The 20585-nt window shown below is 64.4% G+C and carries 21 protein-coding genes; 10 read left to right on the top strand and 11 right to left on the bottom strand.

Annotated features, from left to right (window positions below; all coding sequences use genetic code 11):
- Positions 1-65 precede the first annotated feature (65 nt).
- The 5 genes from N5A93_RS00105 to N5A93_RS00085 all read left to right on the top strand — a co-directional run bounded on the left by N5A93_RS00105 (position 66) and on the right by N5A93_RS00085 (position 2996).
- Positions 66-434 carry a helix-turn-helix domain-containing protein gene (locus tag N5A93_RS00105; RefSeq protein ID WP_268953026.1) on the top strand — a complete coding sequence of 123 codons (369 nt, stop codon included), beginning with the start codon at positions 66-68 and terminating at the stop codon, positions 432-434.
- Complete coding sequence (locus N5A93_RS00100; RefSeq protein ID WP_268953025.1) at positions 434-1666, top strand: type II toxin-antitoxin system HipA family toxin; 1233 nt, start codon at positions 434-436, stop codon at positions 1664-1666. Before N5A93_RS00105 ends, N5A93_RS00100 begins: the two co-directional genes overlap by 1 nt.
- Before the next feature lie 240 nt (positions 1667-1906).
- Positions 1907-2155: a hypothetical protein gene (locus N5A93_RS00095; protein ID WP_268953024.1), complete on the top strand. Its 249-nt coding sequence runs from the start codon at positions 1907-1909 to the stop codon at positions 2153-2155.
- Positions 2148-2789 (top strand): hypothetical protein, encoded by a 642-nt coding sequence (locus tag N5A93_RS00090; protein WP_268953023.1) that lies wholly within the window; start codon positions 2148-2150, stop codon positions 2787-2789. Before N5A93_RS00095 ends, N5A93_RS00090 begins: the two co-directional genes overlap by 8 nt.
- Positions 2790-2825: 36 nt before the next feature.
- The gene (locus N5A93_RS00085) at positions 2826-2996 is read left to right on the top strand and encodes a hypothetical protein (protein ID WP_268953022.1); all 171 of its coding nucleotides are present in this window, start codon (positions 2826-2828) and stop codon (positions 2994-2996) included.
- On the opposite strand, the gene N5A93_RS00080 is transcribed toward N5A93_RS00085, so the two are convergent.
- The 11 genes from N5A93_RS00080 to trbB form a co-directional block, all read right to left on the bottom strand.
- Positions 2986-3231, bottom strand: a complete 246-nt coding sequence (locus tag N5A93_RS00080) for a DUF2274 domain-containing protein (protein ID WP_268953021.1) — start codon at positions 3229-3231, stop codon at positions 2986-2988. The genes N5A93_RS00085 and N5A93_RS00080 overlap by 11 nt on opposite strands.
- Position 3232: 1 nt before the next feature.
- Positions 3233-4369 carry a TraB/TrbI/VirB10 family type IV secretion system protein gene (locus N5A93_RS00075; protein ID WP_268953020.1) on the bottom strand — a complete coding sequence of 379 codons (1137 nt, stop codon included), beginning with the start codon at positions 4367-4369 and terminating at the stop codon, positions 3233-3235.
- Complete coding sequence (trbG, locus tag N5A93_RS00070) at positions 4366-5340, bottom strand: P-type conjugative transfer protein TrbG (RefSeq protein WP_268953019.1); 975 nt, start codon at positions 5338-5340, stop codon at positions 4366-4368. The genes N5A93_RS00075 and trbG overlap by 4 nt, the downstream gene beginning before the upstream one ends.
- Positions 5337-6026, bottom strand: a complete 690-nt coding sequence (trbF, locus tag N5A93_RS00065) for a conjugal transfer protein TrbF (protein WP_268953018.1) — start codon at positions 6024-6026, stop codon at positions 5337-5339. The genes trbG and trbF overlap by 4 nt, the downstream gene beginning before the upstream one ends.
- Positions 6023-7372, bottom strand: coding sequence for a P-type conjugative transfer protein TrbL (gene trbL, locus N5A93_RS00060; protein ID WP_268953017.1), 1350 nt, complete (start codon positions 7370-7372; stop codon positions 6023-6025). The genes trbF and trbL overlap by 4 nt, the downstream gene beginning before the upstream one ends.
- 3 nt (positions 7373-7375) lie before the next feature.
- Positions 7376-7642, bottom strand: a complete 267-nt coding sequence (gene trbK-alt, locus N5A93_RS00055) for a putative entry exclusion protein TrbK-alt (RefSeq protein WP_268953016.1) — start codon at positions 7640-7642, stop codon at positions 7376-7378.
- A 13-nt stretch (positions 7643-7655) separates the two neighbouring features.
- Positions 7656-8444 (bottom strand): P-type conjugative transfer protein TrbJ, encoded by a 789-nt coding sequence (trbJ, locus tag N5A93_RS00050; RefSeq protein WP_268953015.1) that lies wholly within the window; start codon positions 8442-8444, stop codon positions 7656-7658.
- Entirely contained in the window at positions 8441-10936 is a 2496-nt protein-coding gene (gene trbE, locus N5A93_RS00045) for a conjugal transfer protein TrbE (protein ID WP_268953014.1), read from the bottom strand. The genes trbJ and trbE overlap by 4 nt, the downstream gene beginning before the upstream one ends.
- Positions 10937-10945: 9 nt before the next feature.
- Positions 10946-11239 carry a VirB3 family type IV secretion system protein gene (locus N5A93_RS00040; protein WP_268953013.1) on the bottom strand — a complete coding sequence of 98 codons (294 nt, stop codon included), beginning with the start codon at positions 11237-11239 and terminating at the stop codon, positions 10946-10948.
- Positions 11240-11305: 66 nt separating this feature from the next.
- The gene (locus N5A93_RS00035) at positions 11306-11638 is read right to left on the bottom strand and encodes a TrbC/VirB2 family type IV secretion system protein (protein ID WP_268953012.1); all 333 of its coding nucleotides are present in this window, start codon (positions 11636-11638) and stop codon (positions 11306-11308) included.
- Entirely contained in the window at positions 11635-12585 is a 951-nt protein-coding gene (gene trbB, locus N5A93_RS00030; protein ID WP_440590553.1) for a P-type conjugative transfer ATPase TrbB, read from the bottom strand. Before trbB ends, N5A93_RS00035 begins: the two co-directional genes overlap by 4 nt.
- Positions 12586-12847: 262 nt before the next feature.
- On the opposite strand from trbB, the gene N5A93_RS00025 reads away from it, so the two are divergent.
- The 5 genes from N5A93_RS00025 to N5A93_RS00005 form a co-directional block, all read left to right on the top strand.
- The gene (locus tag N5A93_RS00025; RefSeq protein ID WP_268953483.1) at positions 12848-13261 is read left to right on the top strand and encodes an MbcA/ParS/Xre antitoxin family protein; all 414 of its coding nucleotides are present in this window, start codon (positions 12848-12850) and stop codon (positions 13259-13261) included.
- A complete protein-coding gene (locus tag N5A93_RS00020; RefSeq protein ID WP_440590546.1) occupies positions 13258-13947 on the top strand; it encodes an RES family NAD+ phosphorylase in 690 nt (229 codons plus the stop codon). The genes N5A93_RS00025 and N5A93_RS00020 overlap by 4 nt, the downstream gene beginning before the upstream one ends.
- Positions 13948-14160: 213 nt before the next feature.
- Complete coding sequence (gene drmD / locus N5A93_RS00015) at positions 14161-17364, top strand: DISARM system SNF2-like helicase DrmD (protein WP_268953010.1); 3204 nt, start codon at positions 14161-14163, stop codon at positions 17362-17364.
- Between the two features lie 317 nt (positions 17365-17681).
- Positions 17682-20315 (top strand): Eco57I restriction-modification methylase domain-containing protein, encoded by a 2634-nt coding sequence (locus N5A93_RS00010; protein ID WP_268953009.1) that lies wholly within the window; start codon positions 17682-17684, stop codon positions 20313-20315.
- Positions 20278-20585 (top strand): transposase (locus N5A93_RS00005; protein ID WP_268953008.1); only part of this gene is annotated, 308 nt, incomplete at its 3' end. The genes N5A93_RS00010 and N5A93_RS00005, both read left to right, overlap by 38 nt.

Genomic DNA, 20585 nt, shown 5'->3' with positions numbered 1-20585 from the left:
AAACCAACTAACACGGACAAAATTACGGATACAGCAGCACAAGGCGGAGTTTTCTCCGATCAAAAATGTCATCATACCAGGTTCAGACCGCCCTGAAACGACTTGGCCATGACATCCGTGTGGCCAGGAAGAAGCGGCGCATGTCCGTCGCAGATTTCTGTGAGCGCCTGGGTGTGACCGACAAGACGCTTGCCAAACTTGAGATGGGCGATGGCGGTGTGCGGCTCGAGACAATGGCCATGGCGCTCATGGTCCTAGGCGAGCTCCACCGGCTCGGCGAAATTCTGGATCCGGCGAAAGACGATACCGGCCTGGTCCTCGATCAAGCCCGCCTGCCAGAGCGGATCGTCAATCGCCGCAAGCCGTCCTCCGGCAGATCGGCCACCACGCAAGAGAGGTCGGATGAGATCGATGATGAAGGGAGCGCTTTCTGATGGCCGTGGCGCGTATCGCTCTCGGGGAAGGCCTGGTTCCGGTCGGCCGTCTGATCTTCGAGACGGATGGGCGGCGCGCGCATTCCACTTTCCTCTATGACCAGGACTGGCTCGATAACCCGCGCGGCTTCGATCTCTGCCCGCAAATGCCGCGGGTGAACACGCCCTATCACGCCAGCTCCGGCGGGCGCGAAAGCCGGAAGCGTGATGTTATCGCCGGACCCTTTGCGGATACCTCGCCGGACAGCTGGGGCCGTAAACTGATGCGTCGGGTTTTGGGCGAGGCGGCAACCGAGTTCGACTTCCTGACGGCATGCGACGATACCGCCCGCCAAGGCGCGCTGCGCCTTTTACAGGAAAACGGTGGGCCATTCCGGCGGATCGGAAAAGCCGTCCCGCGCCTTGCTGATATCGAGGACCTGCTCAAGATCGCACAAAGGTTCGAACGGGACCCGGCAGGCGCGGAGCAAGATGCGCTGGATCTCGTAGGCGCCGCCGGTACGCCGGGCGGGGCGCGACCGAAAGCCAACGTGAGGGATGGGGAGCGGCTCTGGCTCGCCAAGTTCACCTCCATCAACGACACTTGGCCAGTGGAACGTCTCGAGGTGGCAACGATGAAGCTCGCCGGGCGTCTTGGTCTGCGTACACCGGAATGCAGGCTCGAGTTGCCCGGCAGCGCGCACCCCATCGGGCTCTTCAGCCGTTTTGATCGCCGAGGCGGCGGTCGGGTCCCCTATATCTCCGCGCGCACCGCCTTGGGCAAGCTTGGACATGCGAGCGGCTTCTACACAGATATTGCCGATATCATCCGCACCATTTCCGCCCGGCCCGGCGATGATCTGCGGGAAATCTGGCGCCGCATGGTGTTCGGGATCCTTGTCACCAACACGGATGACCACCTGAAGAACCACGGTTTCATCTATGCGGGTCAGAACCTGTGGCGTCTTTCGCCGCTCTTCGATGTCAATCCGCAGCCCCGGCGGCACGCCCAGATGGAAACCGGGATCAGCCCAATCCATGGGCATGAGCCGGACATTGCTGCCGCAATCGACGCGGCTGAGTTTTTCGATGTTAGTGCGCCGGAAGCCCGAGCCCTGGCCCGGGATATGGCACACAGCATCCGCAACACCTGGCGGGACTGCCTGCGCCGCCAAGGGCTGAGCGGGGCGGGGTTGAACGCCTGCGCTTCGGCATTCGAACATGAACGGATGGATGCGGCACTCGGGCTGTAGCCGGCAGGACAGGTCTGTCCGCTGCGCTGAAAAACACCGCCCCTCGGGCAGGACTCGGAGGCTTCCCGGTCTGATCCGCCCTGTTACAGCAGCTTGCGCGACCGCAGACACCGCTCGGGGCAAAAAACGCTTGTCCAGCGGGCAGATTCAAGCGATTTTCACTTCATACGGTCGGCCACGTGGGGAATGTCGGTAATTTTTGGGTTGAAATAATTAATTCGTGGCGCGCGGGGGATTACAGTGGCCGAGGAAACTACGAACGGAGCGAATTCCTCCACACCGCAGGTCGATCCCGAGATGCTCAAGAAGCTGGGCATGCTGCGTGTGCAGGTCAGTGAGAACTTTGGCAAGGTGACGATGGCGCTGCCGCGCTACCGCGACCAGTCGTTGGGCGATCTGTCGCATCCGGTACTCGAGCCGCTAATTCGCGACCGAATCGCCATTGCCTATACCGGCGCCGCCACGCCCGATGCCGCGGCCGATGTCTGACAGGATATGGTTCTGCGATCTGCCGCGTGACACATATGCGCTGATCGGATTCGTTCCGGGGCGCGCCGCCGACCCCGATATGGAAGACGCGCAGCGCGAGGCGCTCAAGCGCTACAAGGCGGCGTTCCGGTGCGACATGGCCGGAGAGGTCGTGGCGCCCGAAGATGTCCCGCACATGATGTACTACGGGCAGCCGGGCGAATATACCGACCCGCTGCCGCCGGCGTTCTTCAACGGGTTCGTGTTTCTGCGCGATGACGCGGCCGACATCTTCAGGGCGCATGATCTGGGCGATGCGGCGCTCTTTCCGGTGGATCTGTTCCAGAACGATCGCACAACCCCTGTGCTGCCCAAGGTTCATGCGTTGAACAGGGCCAATCGCAAAGCGACGCTGAATGCCGCGGATTACGGTTTGCGCCGGATGGTGCCGGGGCAGGAACTGTTCAATCTGCCACGCGACATGCCCAAACGTCACAAGGACTTCACCGCCCCGCGCGCGATTCTCGACGGGCCTGATCTGTGGGTCGACCCGACGATCGTTCAGACCATGTTTCTTTCGGATCGTCTCGCGCAGGCGCTGATATCCGCAGAGATCGACAAAGAATTCAGTTTGTATCCCTGTGCCGTCGCCTGACGCGCGCACAGTATGATTTAATAAAGGTTGTAGCCGATGGCCGACGACAAGACACCCGACAACAACGCCCGCATTTTCGACTTTCAGATCCATCACATCATACCGATCAGCCTGTGGCGCAACACAGCGATCGAAGATGTGCTTATGTTGCTGCCGATCGAGCAGGAAAGCCGCGGCAACAAGATCGGCCTCCTGGTCACCGACTAACGCGTGCAGGCGTTGGCCAATGCACCCGCCGCGCTTTCGCAAACCCTCGGTCCGTCGCGATGAACCGTTCAAGCATGGGAACCACCAGCTTCTTCGGTTCGATTGGTCCCTGCCCTGCTTCGCGCCCGAGGATTTCCCCATAGGCGATCAGGTCGCGATGGAGATCAGCTGGCAGTTCCACGGTCAGCTTCACCGGCTTTTGGTCCGGGATCGGACCGAGTTTCAGCTTGGTCATGTCAACCTCCGGACGGCGCGAAGACAAGATCGCGCGTGACGATCACGCGGACGGGGAAGCCCGGGCGTATGGTGAGGGTCGGCGGGACCTCCAGCTGGCGTTGGACGATGCGCTGGCCGGCCTCGTTGATCGTGTCGAGGGCCCCGTCGCGGAGCGCGCGGGCGAGGCGGTCTTCCTCGTCGAGGGACATTTCCGCGCCGACGGCCAGCAAGGTCGAAAGACCCGCAGCGCGCAGGACGCTGGCCCAGTGATTGTCGACGCGGTCTTCGAGACCGGCATATCCAGCAGCATCGGCACCGGGCTGGCGTTCGAGCACGAGGGACCGTCCATCGGGGAAGATCAGCCGCGTCCAGACCAGGAGCACGCGGCGCTGGCCGACGGTGACGCTGTCGTCATAGGCGCCGATCAGTCGCGTGCCTTGTGGGATCAGGAGCAGGCTGCCGGTAGGGCTGTCATAGACGTTCTGGGTGACCTGCGCGGTGATCTGACCCGGCAAGTCGGAGCGAATGCCGGTGATCAGCGCGGCCGGGATGACGGAACCCGCCTGCAGGAGCCAGGGCGATGCCGGAGGCTGCACGCGGTCGGGCGCGACCGTTCGGCGGTCGGTCGGCGCGGTCAGGAAGGCCTGTCGTGGGTCGGTTTCCGGGGTAGCGGCCAACCCGCCCCCCGGTGCCGGAGGCGGCATCTGGAACCCGGTGGACGCGGGCGCCCCGGGGCGCGTCTGGAAGAACAGGTCACTGACGCGGGCGGCCTCCAGTTCCGCGAGGCGCTGCTGCTCCGCCGGGTCCATGGTCGGGGGCGCGAGGCTTGGAGCCGCGATGGGCTGGCCGCGTTGCTGCGCGTCGAGGATGCCGCCGCCGAGATCGCCCGGCAGGGGCGGTCCGAGCCGTGGGATCGCGTCATAGCTGCCCGGCAGATCGCGGAGACCATCGGCAGGCTGGCGGCGGTCCGTGGTGATCAGCTCCTCCGGCGCGGCGGTTCGGTCCGGGCGCTGCAGGCCGTAGATCAGCGCGGCACCGATCCCGAGGCCCGCGACGACGCCGAGCCCGACAATCACCTTGCGCGAGATCCGCGTCACCCGGGGCGGATCGGCGCGCAGGCGCATGGCGGCGGCGGTCTCGGTCGATGTCTCGCTCATGTTCCTTGCTCCGCGTCGTGCCGAACCACCGTCGCCTCGGTCCGGGGTTCGATCCGCAGGATGCGGACCACCTCCTGCCGGGGTCCGCGTCCGAGGCGCAGCTCGGCCGCGCCGAAGAGCCGGTCGACGATCAGCACATTGCCGTGGATGCGGGAGTTGACGATGTCCAGCTCACCATCGGCCCCAAGCACGAAGAGCGGCGGCATTTCGCCCTGGGCGATGCCGCGCGGGAAGACGACATAGACCCTTCGCCCGTCATCGAAGACCGAAACCGGACGCCAGGGCGGGCTGTCACCCTGCAGCCCGTAGCGATGATTGCGGGCATGCGCGGGCGGGATGCGCGGCGTGGCCGGCGCGACGCGCGGGCTCTCGGGCGCGCGTGGATAGGCCCAGGATATGGCTGGCATCCAGGTCTCTTCGGAGGCATTGAGCTCGATCAGGTAGGTGCGCCGGTCGGTCGAGATCACGAGGTTCGTACTGATGTCGGGCCGGGTCGGTTTCACGAGCACGAGGACGCGGGTGTCGCGGCCCGCGCCGCTTTCGGTGTCGCCGATGATCCAGCGCGCGGTGTCGCCCGCCGCGATCGGGCCGGTGCCGGCGAGACGTTCGCCGGGTTCGAGCGCGATGGTCGTGATCTGACCGGGGGCGGCGTAGACCTGATAGAGCGCCCCCTCGGACCAAGGGTAGATCTGGATCGCGTTGAAATACCCCGCCTGCCGCGGTTCGACGCGGGCGGCGGAATTGGCATTGCCGACCTGAGCAACAGGAGTGGCGGCGGCCTCGCCGCCCCGGCTGGGGGTCCAGGCGGGCGGGACATGGAGCGGCCGGGGTCGATCCTCGGGCGCCGTCACGGGTGGCGACGGCAAGGGGGGGACCGCGTCGTCATAGGCGAATTCGGGCGGGCGGTCGCGGGCGCAGCCGGCCAGAAGCGTGGTGGCCAGGAGGATGGCGGGCAGGATCGGTCGGGTCATTGGCTCATCTCCCGCGACCAGTTGATCGCGTTGACATAGATTCCGAGGGGATTGGCGCGCAGGCGCTCCGCTGTGCGCGGCGGATCGATGACGATGGTCAGGATGGCGGTCCAGCGTTCGGTGCGGGCGAGCTGGCCGTTCTCATAGTGCCGCTCGGACCAGGCCACCCGGAAACTGTCGGGCGAGGCGCGAATGACGCTGGAGACCTCGACCGAGACCTGGTCCTCGCCGACCCGCGTGAAGGGATCATTGGCGCGGGCGTGATCGTTCAGCGCCAGCGCGCCGCGGTCGGTGGTGAACTCATAGGCGCGGAGCCAGTTCTGCCGGACGACGATGGGATCGGCCGACAGCCCCCGGACCTCCTCGATGAAACGGGCGAGATGCCAGGCGATCTGCGGATCGCTCGGACGATACCCGGCGCTGGCGGCCTCGACGGCGCGCGCCTCGCCATGGCGGTCGATCTCGACGACGTAGGGCACCACGGTGCCGCGGGCCGATTGCCAGACCAGCGCCATGGCGAAGCCGCCCGCGAGGATGAGGCCGCCGAAGGCCATGAGGCGCCAGTTCTTCGCCTGCACCCGGGCCGCACCGATGCGCTCGTCCCAGACCTGGGCGGCCTTCTGGTAAGGGGTCTCGGGTTCCGGGGTCTTGCCGTAATGGGCGGCGGCGCGTTTGAAGAGGCTCATGGGCGGTCACTTTCAGACAGGGAAACGGAGGCGCCGGAGCCGGGGCTGTCCCCGGCGCGCAGCGCATGGGTGGCGGCGGAGACGCCCTGGCTCATGGCCTGGCTGCGCCGCATCGAGCGCGCCCAGGCCGGTGGGCTGCCTGCGGGGCCGGCCATGCCGGCCGATGCACCTGCGGCACTGCCCATGGAGGAGGAGCCGCCGGTGGCAGCGAAGCCCGCGCGGGAACCAGTAGCATGGCTGGCCTTGAGGGCGCCCGAGGCCGCGGCGGCGGCCCGGCGCAGGGGCGAAATGGCCACCGCGCCCCCTGCCCGCGCCACACCACCGAGACCGGAAGCGACACCCGCTGCCCCGGTCTGGCCCATCGATCCGAGGCTGTAGGCGGTGGAGGCAGCACCCGTGGCGGCAGCGGCCCCGCGCGTGGCGGCGGCCCCGCCGGACGCGAGCGCCCCGGCTCCGCGGGCGCCGAGCATGGCCCCGCCACCGGCCGCGACCGCAGCCCCACCCACGGCAAGCCCGGTCCCGACGGCAGCGCCTGCGCCCAGTTGCGGCCCGCCGGAGACGAGGCCTGTGGCGATGGCGGGGCCGAAGATGCCGAGACCGAGGAGCGAGAGCGCCGCCAGCACGATCGCCATGGCCTCGTCGATCGTGGGGGTCACGCCGCCGAAGCCGGCGGTGAACTGGCCGAAGAGCGTCGAGCCGATGCCAATGATCACCGCGAGCACCAACACCTTGATGCCCGAGGAGACGACATTGCCCAGCACCCGTTCGGCCATGAAGGCGGTCTTGCCGAAAAGCCCGAAGGGGATCAGCACAAAGCCCGCGAGCGTGGTCAGCTTGAACTCGATCAGCGTCACGAAGAGCTGGACGGCGAGCAGGAAGAAGGCCAGAAGCACCAGCGCCCAGGCGAAGAGCAGGCAGGCGATCTGGATGAAGTTCTCGAAGAAGGCGACAAAGCCCATGAGATCGGCAGTCGACTCCAGAAGCGGCCGCCCGGCATCGAGGCCGGTTTGCGCCACGCGGCCGGGGCGCAGGAGATCGGCGGGCGAAAACCCAGTGCCGGAGGCGAGCAGCCCCAGTCCCGCGAAACTGTCGAAGACGATGGCGGCGAGACTGTTCCAGTTGGAGATCAGGAAGGCGAAGACGCCCACGAAGAGGGTCTTTTTCACGAGGCGGGCGATAATGTCGTCATCGGCACCCCAGGCCCAGAAGAGCGCCGCCAGCGTCACGTCGATCACGATGAGCGTGCTGGCGATGAAGGCGACCTCGCCACCGAGAAGCCCGAAACCGCTGTCGATATAGGAGGTGAAGACCCCGAGGAAGGTATCGATGACGCCGGTGCCGCCCATGGCTCACTCGCCCCCGGTCCGGTCACGCCCGAGGAAGCGGTCGCGGGTTTCGGCCCAGACGGCGAGGCAGTCGGGATCGGAGGCCGCGGCCTCGCCCAGTTCCTGGCAGCGCCGTTGTTCAGCCCGCAAGGGATCAGGCTCAGGCGCGACCAGCACTGTCGGGCGCACTGCCTGCCCCGCCTTATCCCGACCCATCTCCACCAGGGCCGCGGTGATCGCGATAGCGACAAAGACGATGGCCGCGATGCGGGCTAGAACCGATCCCTCCATGGTTCCGCCCCCTTCAGTTGTTGAACATCCGGGCATTGCCGGGCTGGTAACCCGCGCCCGGGGTGAGAAAGCGCTCGCGCTGGACGCGGCCCTGTTCGGCCGCTGCGGACCGTTCGGCTTCGACCAGGGCATTCGCGCGGCCATTGGCGGCCACAACCGCGATCAGGTCGGCGATCTGCTGGGATTGCAGCGCCAGGAGCTGGTTGCCCGCTTGCGTTGCCTGCAGGGCGCCGACGGCGGATTGGCTTTCGCCGACAAGGGCGGAAAGCTCGGCGCGCTGGCCGTCGAGATTGCCGACGACGCCGGCCTGCACGCGCAACGCGTCCTGCAGCCCGCCGACGGTGTTTTCCCAACGGGAGCGGGCATCGGCCAGAAGCTGCGCCTCGGGTGCCGCCATCGGGATATTGGCATAGTCCTGCTGGAAGACCTGGTCGATCTGGGCGACATCGAAGGCGATGTTCTGCGCTTGGGACAGAAGCTGCCGCGTCCGGTCGACATTCTGCTGCAGCGCCTGCAGCGAGGAATAGGGCAGGCTCGCGAGGTTGCGCGCCTGGTTCATCAGCATTTGTGCCTCGTTCTGCAGCTGGGTGATCTGGTTGTTGATCTGCTCCAGCGCCCGGGCGGCGGAGAGGATGTTCTCGGCGTGATTGCGCGGGTCGTAGACGATGCGCCCGCCTCCACCGAAGAGGAAGGCCTGGGCAGGCGTCGCGAAGATCGGCGCGAGGCCGATGGGCACGACGAGCGTGAGGGCCAGCGCGGAGGCGCTGGCGAGACGGGACAGGCGATGGGCTGTATGGGTCATGGGGTGGTCTCCTTTGCGGGTTCGGGGGCTTGGGGGATCGGTGCGTCCGTCGCCTCCGGCTCCGGCGCGAGATTGGTGAGGTCCGGGATCAGCTCGGCGGCCCACCCGACACCTCGGGCGTCCAGCCAGGCCGCGAGAAACCCGTCCCGCCCGTGTTCCGCGAGGATGTCCGAAATCAGGGTCTGGTCGGACTTGGACGAGGCGGCGCAGAGCGCGAGGCCGACCTCGGAGAGGCCGAGTTCGAAGAGCCGGTTGCCGCGCCGCGACTGGCAGTAGTAGTCGCGCTTGGGCGTGGCGCGGGCGAGGATTTCGATCTGGCGGTCATTGAGGCCGAAGCGGCGGTAGATCGCGGTGATCTGGGGCTCGATGGCCCGCTCGTTGGGGAGAAGCAGCCGGGTCGGGCAGCTCTCGATGATCGCGGGCGCGATGGCCGAGGCATCGATATCGGAGAGCGACTGGGTGGCGAAGATCACCGAGGCGTTCTTCTTGCGGAGCGTCTTCAGCCATTCACGCAACTGCCCCGCGAAGCCCTCGTCATCGAGCGCGAGCCAGCCCTCGTCGATGATCAGCAGCGTCGGCCGCCCGTCGAGACGGTCGCCTATCCGGTGGAAGAGGTAGGCGAGCACCGCGGACGCCGCGGCGGTGCCGACCAGCCCCTCGATCTCGAAGGCCTGGACCGAGGCCGCGCCAAGCTCTTCGCTCTCCGCGTCCAGAAGCCTTCCATGGGAACCGCCCAGACAATAGGGGCGCAGGGCCTGTTTGAGGTCGGAGGATTGTAGCAGGACCGCGAGACCGGTGATCGTGCGCTCGCCCACCGGGGCCGAGGCCAGAGAGGTCAGTGCAGACCAGAGATGCTCCTTCACTTCCGGCGTGATGGCGATGCCTTCGCGGGCGAGGATTGCACCGATCCAGCCTGCGGCCCAGGAACGCTCGGCGGGATCGTCGATCCGGGCAAGTGGCTGGAGGGAGACCGGGGCTTCCGCGCCTTCGGTCAGCTCGCCCCCCAGATCATGCCAGTCGCCACCCATGGCCAGCGCGGCGGCGCGGATCGAGCCCCCGAAATCGAAGGCGAAGACCTGGGCTTTCGCGTAGCGGCGGAACTGCAGCGCCATCAGCGCGAGCAGCACGGATTTACCGGCCCCGGTGGGACCGACGACCAGCGTGTGGCCGACATCGCCGACATGGAGCGAGAGCCGGAAGGGCGTCGCACCTTCGGTCTTGCCATAGAGCAGCGGCGGGCCGTCGAAATGCGCATCCCGCTCCTCTCCCGCCCAGACGGCGGAGAGCGGGATCATATGGGCCAGGTTCAGGGTGGAGATCGCCGGCTGGCGAACGTTGGCATAGGCCTGCCCCGGCAGGGAGCCGAGCCAGGCATCGACCGCATTGACCGTCTCGACCATGGCGGTGAAGTCCCGGCCCTGCACGACCTTCTCGACCAGGCGCAGTCTCTCGTCGGCGCGGCGCGGGTCCTCGTCCCAGACGATGAGCGTTGCCGTGACATAGGCCTCGCCCGCGATATCGGCGCCAAGCTCCTGCAAAGCCATGTCGGCATCGGCGGCCTTGTTGGCAGCGTCCGTGTCGACCAGCGCCGATTGCTCGTTGGTCATCACCTCCTTGAGGATCGCGGCGATGGATTTGCGCTTGGCGAACCATTGGCGGCGGATGCGGGCGACCATCCGCGCGGCCTCCATCTTGTCCATCAGGATCGCGCGGGTCGCCCAGCGATAGGGAAAAGCCAGCCGGTTGAGGTCATCAAGGATCCCGGGCGTGGTGGCACTCGGGAAGCCCGCGAGGGTCAGGACGCGCAGGTGGGCGTTACCCAACCGCGGCTCGAGCCCACCGGTCAGCGGTTGATCGGCCAGAAGCGCGTCGAGATAGGCCGGGGTTTCCGGCACGCGGACGTGGTGGGGCTTCGTCGAGATGGTAGAATGCAGGTAGGTCAGCGTCTCGCCGTCACCCATCCAGCGGCATTCCGGCATGATGCCGTCGAAAAGCGCCAGCACCCGGTCGGTCCGGTCGATGAACCCGCGCAGCACTTCGCCCGCGTCGATGCCGGTCTTGTCGCGCCCCTCATAGAGCCATGTCTCGGCCCGCGCGGCTTCCTCGGCGGGCGGCAGGTAGAGGAAGGTCAGGAGATACTCCGACTGGAAATGCGCCCCCTGCTCGGCGAACCCTGCGCGACGCTCGGCATCGAGCAGCGCCGAGGCCGGATCGGGAAAGTGGCTGTCGGGATAGTCGGCCGCTGGGACGCGCTGCGCCTCGACGAAGATCGCCCAGCCCGAACCGAGGCGACGGAAGGCGTTGTTGATGCGGCCCGCCACGGCCACGAGTTCCGCCGCGACCGCACTGTCGAGATCGGGACCGCGGAACCGGGCCGAGCGCTGCAGGCTGCCATCCTTGTTCAGCACCACGCCGGGGGCCACCAGCGCCGCCCAGGGCAGGTAATCCGCCAGCCGCGTCCCTTTCCGGCGATATTCCGCGAGGTTCATCATCGTGCTGCCTCAGACCTCGAGATGACCGGGAAGGCGCAGATGCCGGCGTCCGACCTCGACGAAGAGCGGATCGCGCCGGGCGGCCCAGACCGCCACGACGTGGCCCAAGAGGCCTATGGCGATCCCGGCGACCCAGAGCTGAAGGCCGAGCCCGATCGCCCCGGCCAGCGTGCCGTTCAGGATCGCGAAGGCCCGCGGCGCACCGGCCAGCAAGATCGGCTCGGTCAACGCGCGATGCACCGGGACGGTGAAGCCCGGCACGTCCGCCAACTGCTCGAAGACTGGCCATTCGCTACCGCTCATGGCGTTCCTCCCTCGCGGCTTTCCACTGGAAAGCCGCGTTCCCCTGCGGTGAACTGGTCGTCACCATCAGATCAGCGCCCCGCCGCCGAAGCTGAAAAAGCTCAGGAAGAAGGAACTCGCCGCGAAGGCGATGGAGATGCCGAAGACGATCTGGATCAGGCGGCGGAAGCCCCCGGATGTGTCGCCGAAAGCCAGCGTCAGGCCGGTCACGATGATGATGATCACCGCGATGATCTTGGCGACCGGCCCCTCGATCGACTCGAGGATCGATTGCAGCGGCGCCTCCCAGGGCATGGAGGACCCTGCCGCCCGGGCGGGTCCGGCCAGCATCAGGGTGACGGTGGCGTAGGTGACGGCATGCGCAGCCTGCGCGCGCAGCCAGTGTAGGGATCGGGTCATGAAGATTCTCCTGTGTCGGTGTCCATCCCGGTCGGCAGCGCCGCCGGGGTGATGCGGTAGTCACCGTCCGGTCCCAGCCCTTCGACGCGGGCCAGCTCGGCAAGGTGCCGGTTGGCCCCACGCCCGGAGAGAACGGCGATGAGATCGATGGTCTCGGCGATGAGGGCGCGCGGTACGGTCACCACCGCCTCCTGGATGAGCTGCTCCATGCGCCGCAGGGCGCCGAGGGCGGAACCCGCATGGATGGTGCCGATCCCGCCCGGATGGCCGGTGCCCCAGGCCTTCAGGAGGTCCAGCGCCTCGGCCCCGCGCACCTCCCCGATGGGAATGCGGTCCGGGCGCAAGCGGAGCGAGGAGCGGACGAGATCTGAAAGCGAAGCGACGCCATCCTTTGTCCGCAACGCGACGAGGTTCGGTGCTGCGCATTGGAGTTCGCGCGTGTCCTCGATGATCACGACGCGGTCGGACGATCCGGCCACCTCGGCCAGGAGCGCATTGGTCAAGGTCGTCTTGCCGGTCGAGGTGCCGCCCGCAACGAGGATATTGGCGCGGGCGGCAACACTCTCGCGCAAGCGTTCCGCCTGGGTCTCGGTCATGATCCCGGACGCGACGTAATCGGCCAGCGTGAAGACCGCGACGGCCGGTTTGCGGATCGCGAAACAGGGCGCGGTGACCACGGGCGGCAGGAGCCCTTCGAAGCGTTCCCCGGTCTCTGGCAACTCGGCCGAGACGCGCGGCCGCGCGGCATGCACCTCGGCCCCGACATGATGGGCGACGAGCCGCACGATCCGCTCGCCATCGGCGGGCGAGAGCGTCGCACCGGTATCGGAGAGCCCCTCGGAGAGCCGGTCGATCCAGAGCCGCCCGTCGGGATTGAGCATGACCTCGACAATCATCGGGTCTTCCAGAAACCCGGCGATGGCGGGCCCGAGCGCCGTGCGCAGCATCCGCGCGCCGCGGGCCATCGCTTCCGGTTTCCGAACTGCCTCTGCCATGTTGTCCCCGTTCCGTGAGTGGTCGCCGACGGGCGGCCCTGGATCGGGTCCATCAAGAAAGCCGGAAACCGGCTTAGCTCAACAGGTCTTCAAGAGGCGTAGGGCTCTGGCGTGTAAAGACAGGGAAATCGGCTGGACGCACTCTGACCCACACCCCAAACCACACCTTGCCTTTTGGCACGAAATATATATATTGATGCCAAAGGAGACAGCCATGCAGTTCGCCACGATCCAGCCCGTCCTCGCCCGCAACGACCTTCCAGTGATCACCGACGAGGAGGCCGCGGCGCTGGCGCGCACCACCGTCAACCTGTTCCGCGCGTGGGAGCTGACGGATGTCGAAGCCCGCACCCTGCTCGGTGACATGGCGCAGCGCACCTGGGCGCGCTGGAAGACCGGCGATATCGGTCGGATCGACCGCGATCTGCGCGCGCGGATGGCGATCCTGATGGGGATCCACAAGGCGCTGCGCTATCTCTTCACCGACCCTGCCCGGGGCTCTGCCTGGATTCGCAAGCCGAACGCCGCCTTTGCAGGCCGGAGCGCGCTGGACGTCATGCTCCGAGGGGAGATCACCGACCTGATCGATCTGCGCGCCTATCTCGATGCCGAACGGGGTGCCTGGTGAATGTGCCTGTCCGCCGCGTGACCTGGTCGCGCACGGTCCGCATCATCCGCACGATCCATCCGCCCATCGACCTCTTCGAGGACATCGCCGATCCTGCCGACTGGGAGGCGCTGGCCTCGGCCGAAGCCAAGTTCAACCCGCGCATCCGCGAGAGCATCGGCGATCTCTCCAAGGTGCCCGTCGCACGCCGCGTGACCGGCCCCGGCGCCAGCTGGGTCATGGCGCCTTTCGTGCATTGTTCGCCGCTCCGGCCAGGACGGTTCTCGGATGGTAGCTTCGGCCTCTACTACGCGGGCGACCGCACCGAGGTGGCGATTGCCGAGACCATCCACCACCACGCCCGCTTCATGCGCAGCACGGAGGAAGCACCCGGGTGGACCTCGCAGTTCCGCGAGCTGATCGGATCGATCGACACCGATCTCGACGACGCCACGAGCCGCGCCGATCTGCTGGATCCGGCCGACTACCACCCCTCGCAACTCTTCGGAGCCGAACGCCGTGCCGCCGGATCGAACGGCATCACCTGGCCCAGCGTGCGCTTTCCCGAGGGCCGGTGCATCGCGGTCTTCTGGCCCGACGTGATCCCGATCCCGACCCAAGGGGCGCATTTCGCGTATCACTGGAACGGCACGGCAGTCAATTACGTGAAGCGGCTGGACGATGGAGAGGTTTGGCAGGTGCAGTAGCCAGAGGCAACGCGGATGACGGGCCGACGGTTCGGCCTGCGCAACAAGCCGGATAGGGCTTATCGCGGGACAACGCACAACCACGACCTGCGACACATCCATTGCATCTGAACCGACTTACTGCAATTTTGTTTTGAAACAACGACCTCCGCGAAGCTGCTTTCTCCAGATGGAGACAGCCTGATGCAAGTGCAAGAAAATTGGAGTTGAAAATTGAGTGACCGAGTCCTCGACCACATTGCGTTTGGTGAATTCGTCGAGCTTCGGGGGCGAAAGTGGCTATCACAAGGGGCAGAACAGCTCGCCAATGAATTGAACGTGGTGCGGATTTCCTGTATCGAAGACGATGCACAGGGAGAAGAGGCATTAGTAATCTGGGACGCAGAAGTTGCTGCCCATACTGCGACCGACTCCCTTTGGAACGCTATAGGTTCAGAAGGCGCGGATACGGCGGCAACTTTCTCGGCATGGCTGAAAACTGTAGATTGGAATTCGACTTCTGTCGCCGACAAAGACCTATTCCAAGCACCATTTCGCGCCGGAATTCGGCTTGATCCTTATCAGCTGGCTCCTCTGCAAAAGGCCTTGGCCCTGCCTCGGGTCAACATGCTGATTGCTGATGATGTAGGCTTGGGCAAGACGATTGAAGCTGCGCTTGTGCTCCGCGAGATGCTGCTCCGCGGCAGAGTGAATTTTGTTGTGATTGCATGCCCGCCATCGATGATCATGCAATGGCATGAAGAACTTAGCCAGAAATTTGGCATTACCGCCACGGTACTTGACCGCAATTATCTAGCACAGATCCGGCGCAGGCGCGGTTTTGGGACCAATCCGTGGGCGTCTGGCTCCTGCTTTCTCGTGTCGCACCGGCTCCTCACCGACGAGACCTATGCATCAGGTCTCCGCGAAATTCTTGGGCCTATGCGTTCAAACTCGATGCTTATCTTGGATGAGGCGCATCATGCAGCGCCAGCGAGCGGAAGCCGCTACGCTATTGACAGTCAATTCACGCGTGCGGTGCGTGATATCGCGCAGGGCTTTGAGCATCGCCTATTTCTTAGCGCAACGCCACATAATGGCCATTCAAACAGCTTTACAGCGCTTCTCGAGATACTTGATCCTCATCGATTTACGCGTGGCGTTCCTGTCGAAACTGCAGACCTAGAGCCCGTCATGGTGAGGAGGTTGAAATCGGACCTCCGCGCTCTTGGCGAACATTTCCCTGAGCGTGTTGTTGAAGAAATAAGACTCGAAGGTTTGGAAATCGACACTTACGACCTGCAGCTTTCTGAAATGCTCGAGACCTACGGGGCAATGCGTGATGCTAGACTTCATGCAATGACAGCTCGAGAACGAGCGGAAGGTAAACTTGTATTCTCGGGGTTGCAGCAGCGCCTGCTATCTTCGCCAGAGGCCTTCAAGAAGACGCTCGAGGTCCACCTGAGGGCAATGAAGGCTCCGACATCCACAGAACGTTCACCGCTTACCTCTCTGGCGAAAGCCTTTGCTGATGGCAAAGAAGTGGATGGGATGGACGAGGATGACTTGAACTATTCTGTTTCGACAATCGATGACGCAGACGACGATCCGAGTTTGGTCATAGCCGCGACAAGAGCTGGCCTGAATGGAGCATCAGAACCGGTTGTTGCGGACGAGAAGGCGTTCGTCAAATTGATGTTGGAGGAAGCGCGAAAGGCGAGCTTGAAACCCGACGCGCGAGTTAGATGGATTGCATGCTGGGTTCGCCAAAATATGGTACAGGATGGCCAGTGGAATGATCGCCGGTTGATCATATTCACTGAGTATCAAGACACCCGGCTATGGCTTGAAAATAGGCTAATGGAGCTTCTGGATGATCTTGATCCCGAAGCGCATTTTTCAAGTCTGACAGGAATGACATCGTTGGAAGATCGCGAGCGCATCAAGTTTGCGTTCAACTGCAATCCTGCCGAGAACCCGCTTCGGTTACTGATATGTACGGACGCGGCAAGGGAAGGGATCAACCTGCAGAAAGGCTGTTATGACCTGATCCATTTCGATCTTCCTTGGAACCCTTCACGCCTTGAGCAGCGGAACGGTCGTATTGACCGGAAACTTCAACCCGCACCAACAGTGTACTGTCGCTATTTTCGGTATACACAGCGGCCTACAGATATCGTCCAGGCTGCCTTGGTTCGGAAGACGGAAAAGATCCGAAATGAACTAGGTGCAGTTGGTCGTGTCATCGAGGATCGCTTGATGAAGCGGCTGACCTCGGAAGGCATCAGACGTGAGCGGGCTGTCGCGCTGGCGGCTGAACTCGAAAGCGATGACGACACAGCGGTCTATCGAGCTGAGATTCAGGCACTGAACGGAAGTGACGAGAAACGCCGAAAGGCGGTCGCCGATCATAACGCTAGACTGCGAAAGACACTCGAAGACTCCCGCCGCCGCGTCGGAGTATTGGGCAGCGATTTACAGCAAGTTTTCGAGATCGCCCTATCACAGTCAGGCGGAAATCTGTCTCGCTCTATCGTTTCTGAAGTCCCCGACGCGAACGTATTCTCAATTCAAGAGAGCGATCCACTGTTCTCCGGTGCAGGCTGGACCAAAATCCTTGATGATTTGCGCATCGCCCCCCCTGCGAAGGGTCAAAAGCTGAATGAGTGGAGAGCGTCGCAGCCACTGAAACGGCTGTCTTTTGATCCTGTCGTCTTGCCTGATCAACGTGATGCGCCGGAAGTCTGCCATTTGCACGTCGAACATCGTTTTGTTCGGCGTCTCGTCGCCCGTTTTGTATCTCAAGGTTTCCGTGCGCGTCTGAACCGGGCGTGTGTCCTAGGTGTTCCGAACGCCCAGCGGCGTGCAGTCCTGCTCGGTCGTATGTCGCTCTATGGTCCTAAAGGGGTGCGTCTGCACGAAGAGATCATTCCGACTACGGGACGCATTGGCGCAGATGGCCAGCTGCGCATTCTGCGACAAGGGCTGGACGCTGAAGCAATGACGCTGGCAAGACTTGAAGATGCTCTTCGCGAAGGCAAAGCGGCTAGCGATGCCGTTTCGGTCGAGGCACTGAAACGACGTCAGGGGGATATCGAAGACCTCCGTGCCGAATTCGAACAACGCTCCGCGCCTCTGATCGGAGAAGTGACCGGGCAACTTCAAGAGCTGGGCAGGAAGGAAGAAGAGAGCATGCGTCGGCTTCTGCTCGACCAACGGAACCGGCTGCAGAAACGGGCGCGCGACCCAGAGCAGGGTGAATTCAATTTTGAAGAACAACGCCAGGTGGACGCGGACAGAAGACATTGGCAAAAGAAACTGGATCGCTTGACGCAGGAAATCGAGGTCGAGCCTGCGAAGGTCCGAAAAGGCTATGAGGTGATCGCTTGTCGGCTGGAACCGGTCGGTCTGATCTATCTCTGGCCAGAGACCGCCTGATGATTATTTCCGAGCCTCTGAAGTACGCGCCTTTTGAATGGCTGGACCATGTCCAACGTGAAGGCTTGGTATTCGCCCGGCCGATTCTGGAAGAACTGGGCATCAGCCCTGTTCAGCAGAACCGTGCCGACAGCGAGGAAAGTGCCGCGTTCCTTGCAAGTGATCGCGACGAACCAGCGGTTGCCGACCCACTTGGCTTCCTGCAGGCAGTGCTCGGCTGGCCGATTGCGAGGATAGCGGGTGCGCCTGGTGGTCCTCCATTGCCAGATCTCGCGACACTGGCACTGCCAGAACTGGACACGGTGCTTTCCGCGGACATGGCACTGATCGACCCGCGTTCCGACAACCGTACCCTCTTGCTGGTTCGCACCGAAACGCCGGGCACGGAGCCGGATGCGCGCGGCGTTCTTGACGGATGGGAGGCATCGCCACAGCAACGGTTTGAGCGCCTGCTCCGCGAAAGCGGTGTCGAGGTCGGTGTCCTGTTCTGCGACACGCAGCTTCGCTTGGTTTATGCCCCACGGGGTGAAACGGCGGGCTGGATTGGCTGGCCGCTGCATGATCTGTCTTCCGTTGCTGGCCGGTCTATGCTGGGCGGTCTCAAGTCCGCGCTGGGTACGGACAGGCTGTTCACGGCTCCGGCCAACATGCGGCTGCATGCAGTCCTCAAGGCCTCTCGCGACGCGCAGGCAATCGTCTCGATCACCCTTGCGGAGCAAGTGCTCGGTGCCTTGCACGAACTGCTTCGGGGCTTCCTCGCCGATGACGACGCGCGCGAACTGGTCGAAGCACTCGCCGATGAGGATCCCGAACAACTCTATGAAGGACTGCTGACTGTCCTCCTGCGCCTCGTGTTTGTCCTCTTCGCCGAGGACCGCGAGCTGCTGCCCTCGATGACCGCAGATGCCGCCCGCATCCTCTATGACGAAAACTACTCGGCTCGCGGGCTCTATGACCAACTGCTCGAAGACAAGGCGCTGAACCCGGACACGATGGATGAACGGGTCGGCGGCTGGGGCCGGTTGCTGGCACTATTTGGCATGATCCACAGCGGCCATCGCAGCGGCTTCATCCGGTCGCGCGGTGGGCGTCTGTTCGACCCGGATGTGTTCCTGTTCCTGCAGGGCCGCAATACCAAGGAAGACAAGGCCCGCGTCCTGCGCATTTCCGACAACTGCATCCTGAACGTGCTGGAGGGGCTCTTGTCGCTCAAGGGCGAGCGGCTGTCCTACAAGGCGCTCGATGTTGAGCAGATCGGCTCGGTCTATGAAACCGTCATGGGCTTCCGGGTCGAACGCGCCTCAGGACCGATGCTGGCCATCAAGGCGGGCAAGAACAACAAGACGCCGGTCTATGTCGATCTGAACGCTCTGCTGAACACGAGCCCGGCGGACCGCAAGAAATATCTGAAGGAAGAGTGCCAGCGGGCCAACCTGACAAAGCGCCAGGAAGATGCCCTGAAAGCCGCTACATCGGTTGAGGACCTGGCCGCCGCGCTCGATCCCATCGTCGATGAACGTGCCTCGCCGCACAAGCGCCCTGCCCCGCAAGGCACGCCGATCCTGCAACCCACCGATGAACGGCGCGAAAGCGGGTCGCATTACACCCCGCGCAGCCTGACCCAGCCCATCGTGGCAGAGGCGCTGGAACCTGTTCTCCTCCATCTTGGAGAAACGCCCACCCCTGATCAGATCCTCGACATCAAGGTTTGCGACCCCGCCATGGGTTCGGGTGCCTTCCTTGTGGAGACCTGCCGCGCCCTTGCCACACAGCTGACCCTCGCGTGGGAGCGGAACCCTGCCCTGCGCCCCACCCTGCCCCAGGATGAAGACGAGGATCTGCACGCCCGCCGCCTTGTCGCGCAGCGCTGTCTTTACGGCGTTGACCGCAACCCGATGGCAGTGGACCTTGCGCGGCTGTCGCTCTGGCTCGCCACCCTTGCCCGCGACCATGAATTCACCTTCCTCGACCATGCCCTGAAATCCGGCGACAGCCTTGTCGGCCTGACCGAGGGTGAGATCGGCGCGCTGACCTGGGACGCAAAGATCGCCAAGCCCCTTTTGGTCGGTCACATCAAGGAACGCGTGACCAAATGGCGCGAGGGGCGGCAGGCCATCCGCACCGCGCCTGACGACGTGTCGCTGGCCCTGCAAGAGGTGCGGCTGCGCGAGGCGGAAAAGCAGCTGACCACCATCCGCAACGTGGGCGATGCGCTGGTGTCCACCTTCTTTGCCGCCGCAAAGGCCACGGCGCGCAAAAAAGAGCTTGAGGCGTTTCAGGTCGCTTTTACCGAGCGCCGCGCCGATGCCTGGGAAGTGGCGGCGCATATGGCGTCCGAGTTGCGGACGGGCGACCACCCCATCGCCCCCTTCCACTGGCAGATCGAATTCCCCGAGGTGTTCGGGCGCGACAATCCGGGCTTTGACCTGATCGTCGGCAACCCGCCCTTTGCGGGCAAGAACACTGTCGCCAAGGGGAACCGCGCCGGATACGGCCAGTGGCTGCAATGGCGGCATGACAAGACCCATGGCAACGCCGATCTGGTGGCGCATTTCTTCCGCAGGGCCGAGGGGCTGCTGCGCAAAGGCGGCGGGTTCGGCCTGATCGCATCGAACACGATCGCGCAGGGCGACACCCGCGAAAGCGGGCTGCGGCAGATGATCGCCCACGGCACGGTGCTGTATCGCGCGGTGCGGCGGCTGAAATGGCCGGGCGAGGCGGCGGTGGTCGTGTCAGTGGTGCACGGGGCGAAGCGGCCGGAACAGGTGCCGCCGCTTAGGATCGACGGGCGGCCGGTCGAGCGTGTGTCGGCCTTTCTTGTGAATGGGGACAATGATGCAAGCCCGATGCCGAGAGTGTCCGATCTTTTGTGTATGACTGATCCGGTTCATGCTTCACCAAAAGGAAGCATGCATGACCATCTCGAAAGAAATCCTGGACGAACTGCTTAAGGGCGTGGAGCGCCCTGAGGACTTGCTCGGTGATGCCGGGCTGATGAAAGAGCTGAAGATCAAGCTCATGGAACGGATGCTGGGTGCGGAACTGACCGCGCATCTTGGCTATGAAGATGGCGAGAGCGCACCGCCGAGCCAACCCAACCGCCGCAACGGCACATCGGCCAAGGTGCTGAAGGGGCAGGACGGGGAATTGCCGGTAGCGATCCCCCGTGACCGCGACAGCAGCTTCGAGCCGGAACTGGTGAAGAAGGGCCAGACCCGGAT

It is taken from the genome of Roseovarius salincola (assembly GCF_026891095.1).
Taxonomy (GTDB): domain Bacteria; phylum Pseudomonadota; class Alphaproteobacteria; order Rhodobacterales; family Rhodobacteraceae; genus Roseovarius; species Roseovarius salincola.
This window is presented reverse-complemented; position numbering and strand designations above follow the sequence as displayed.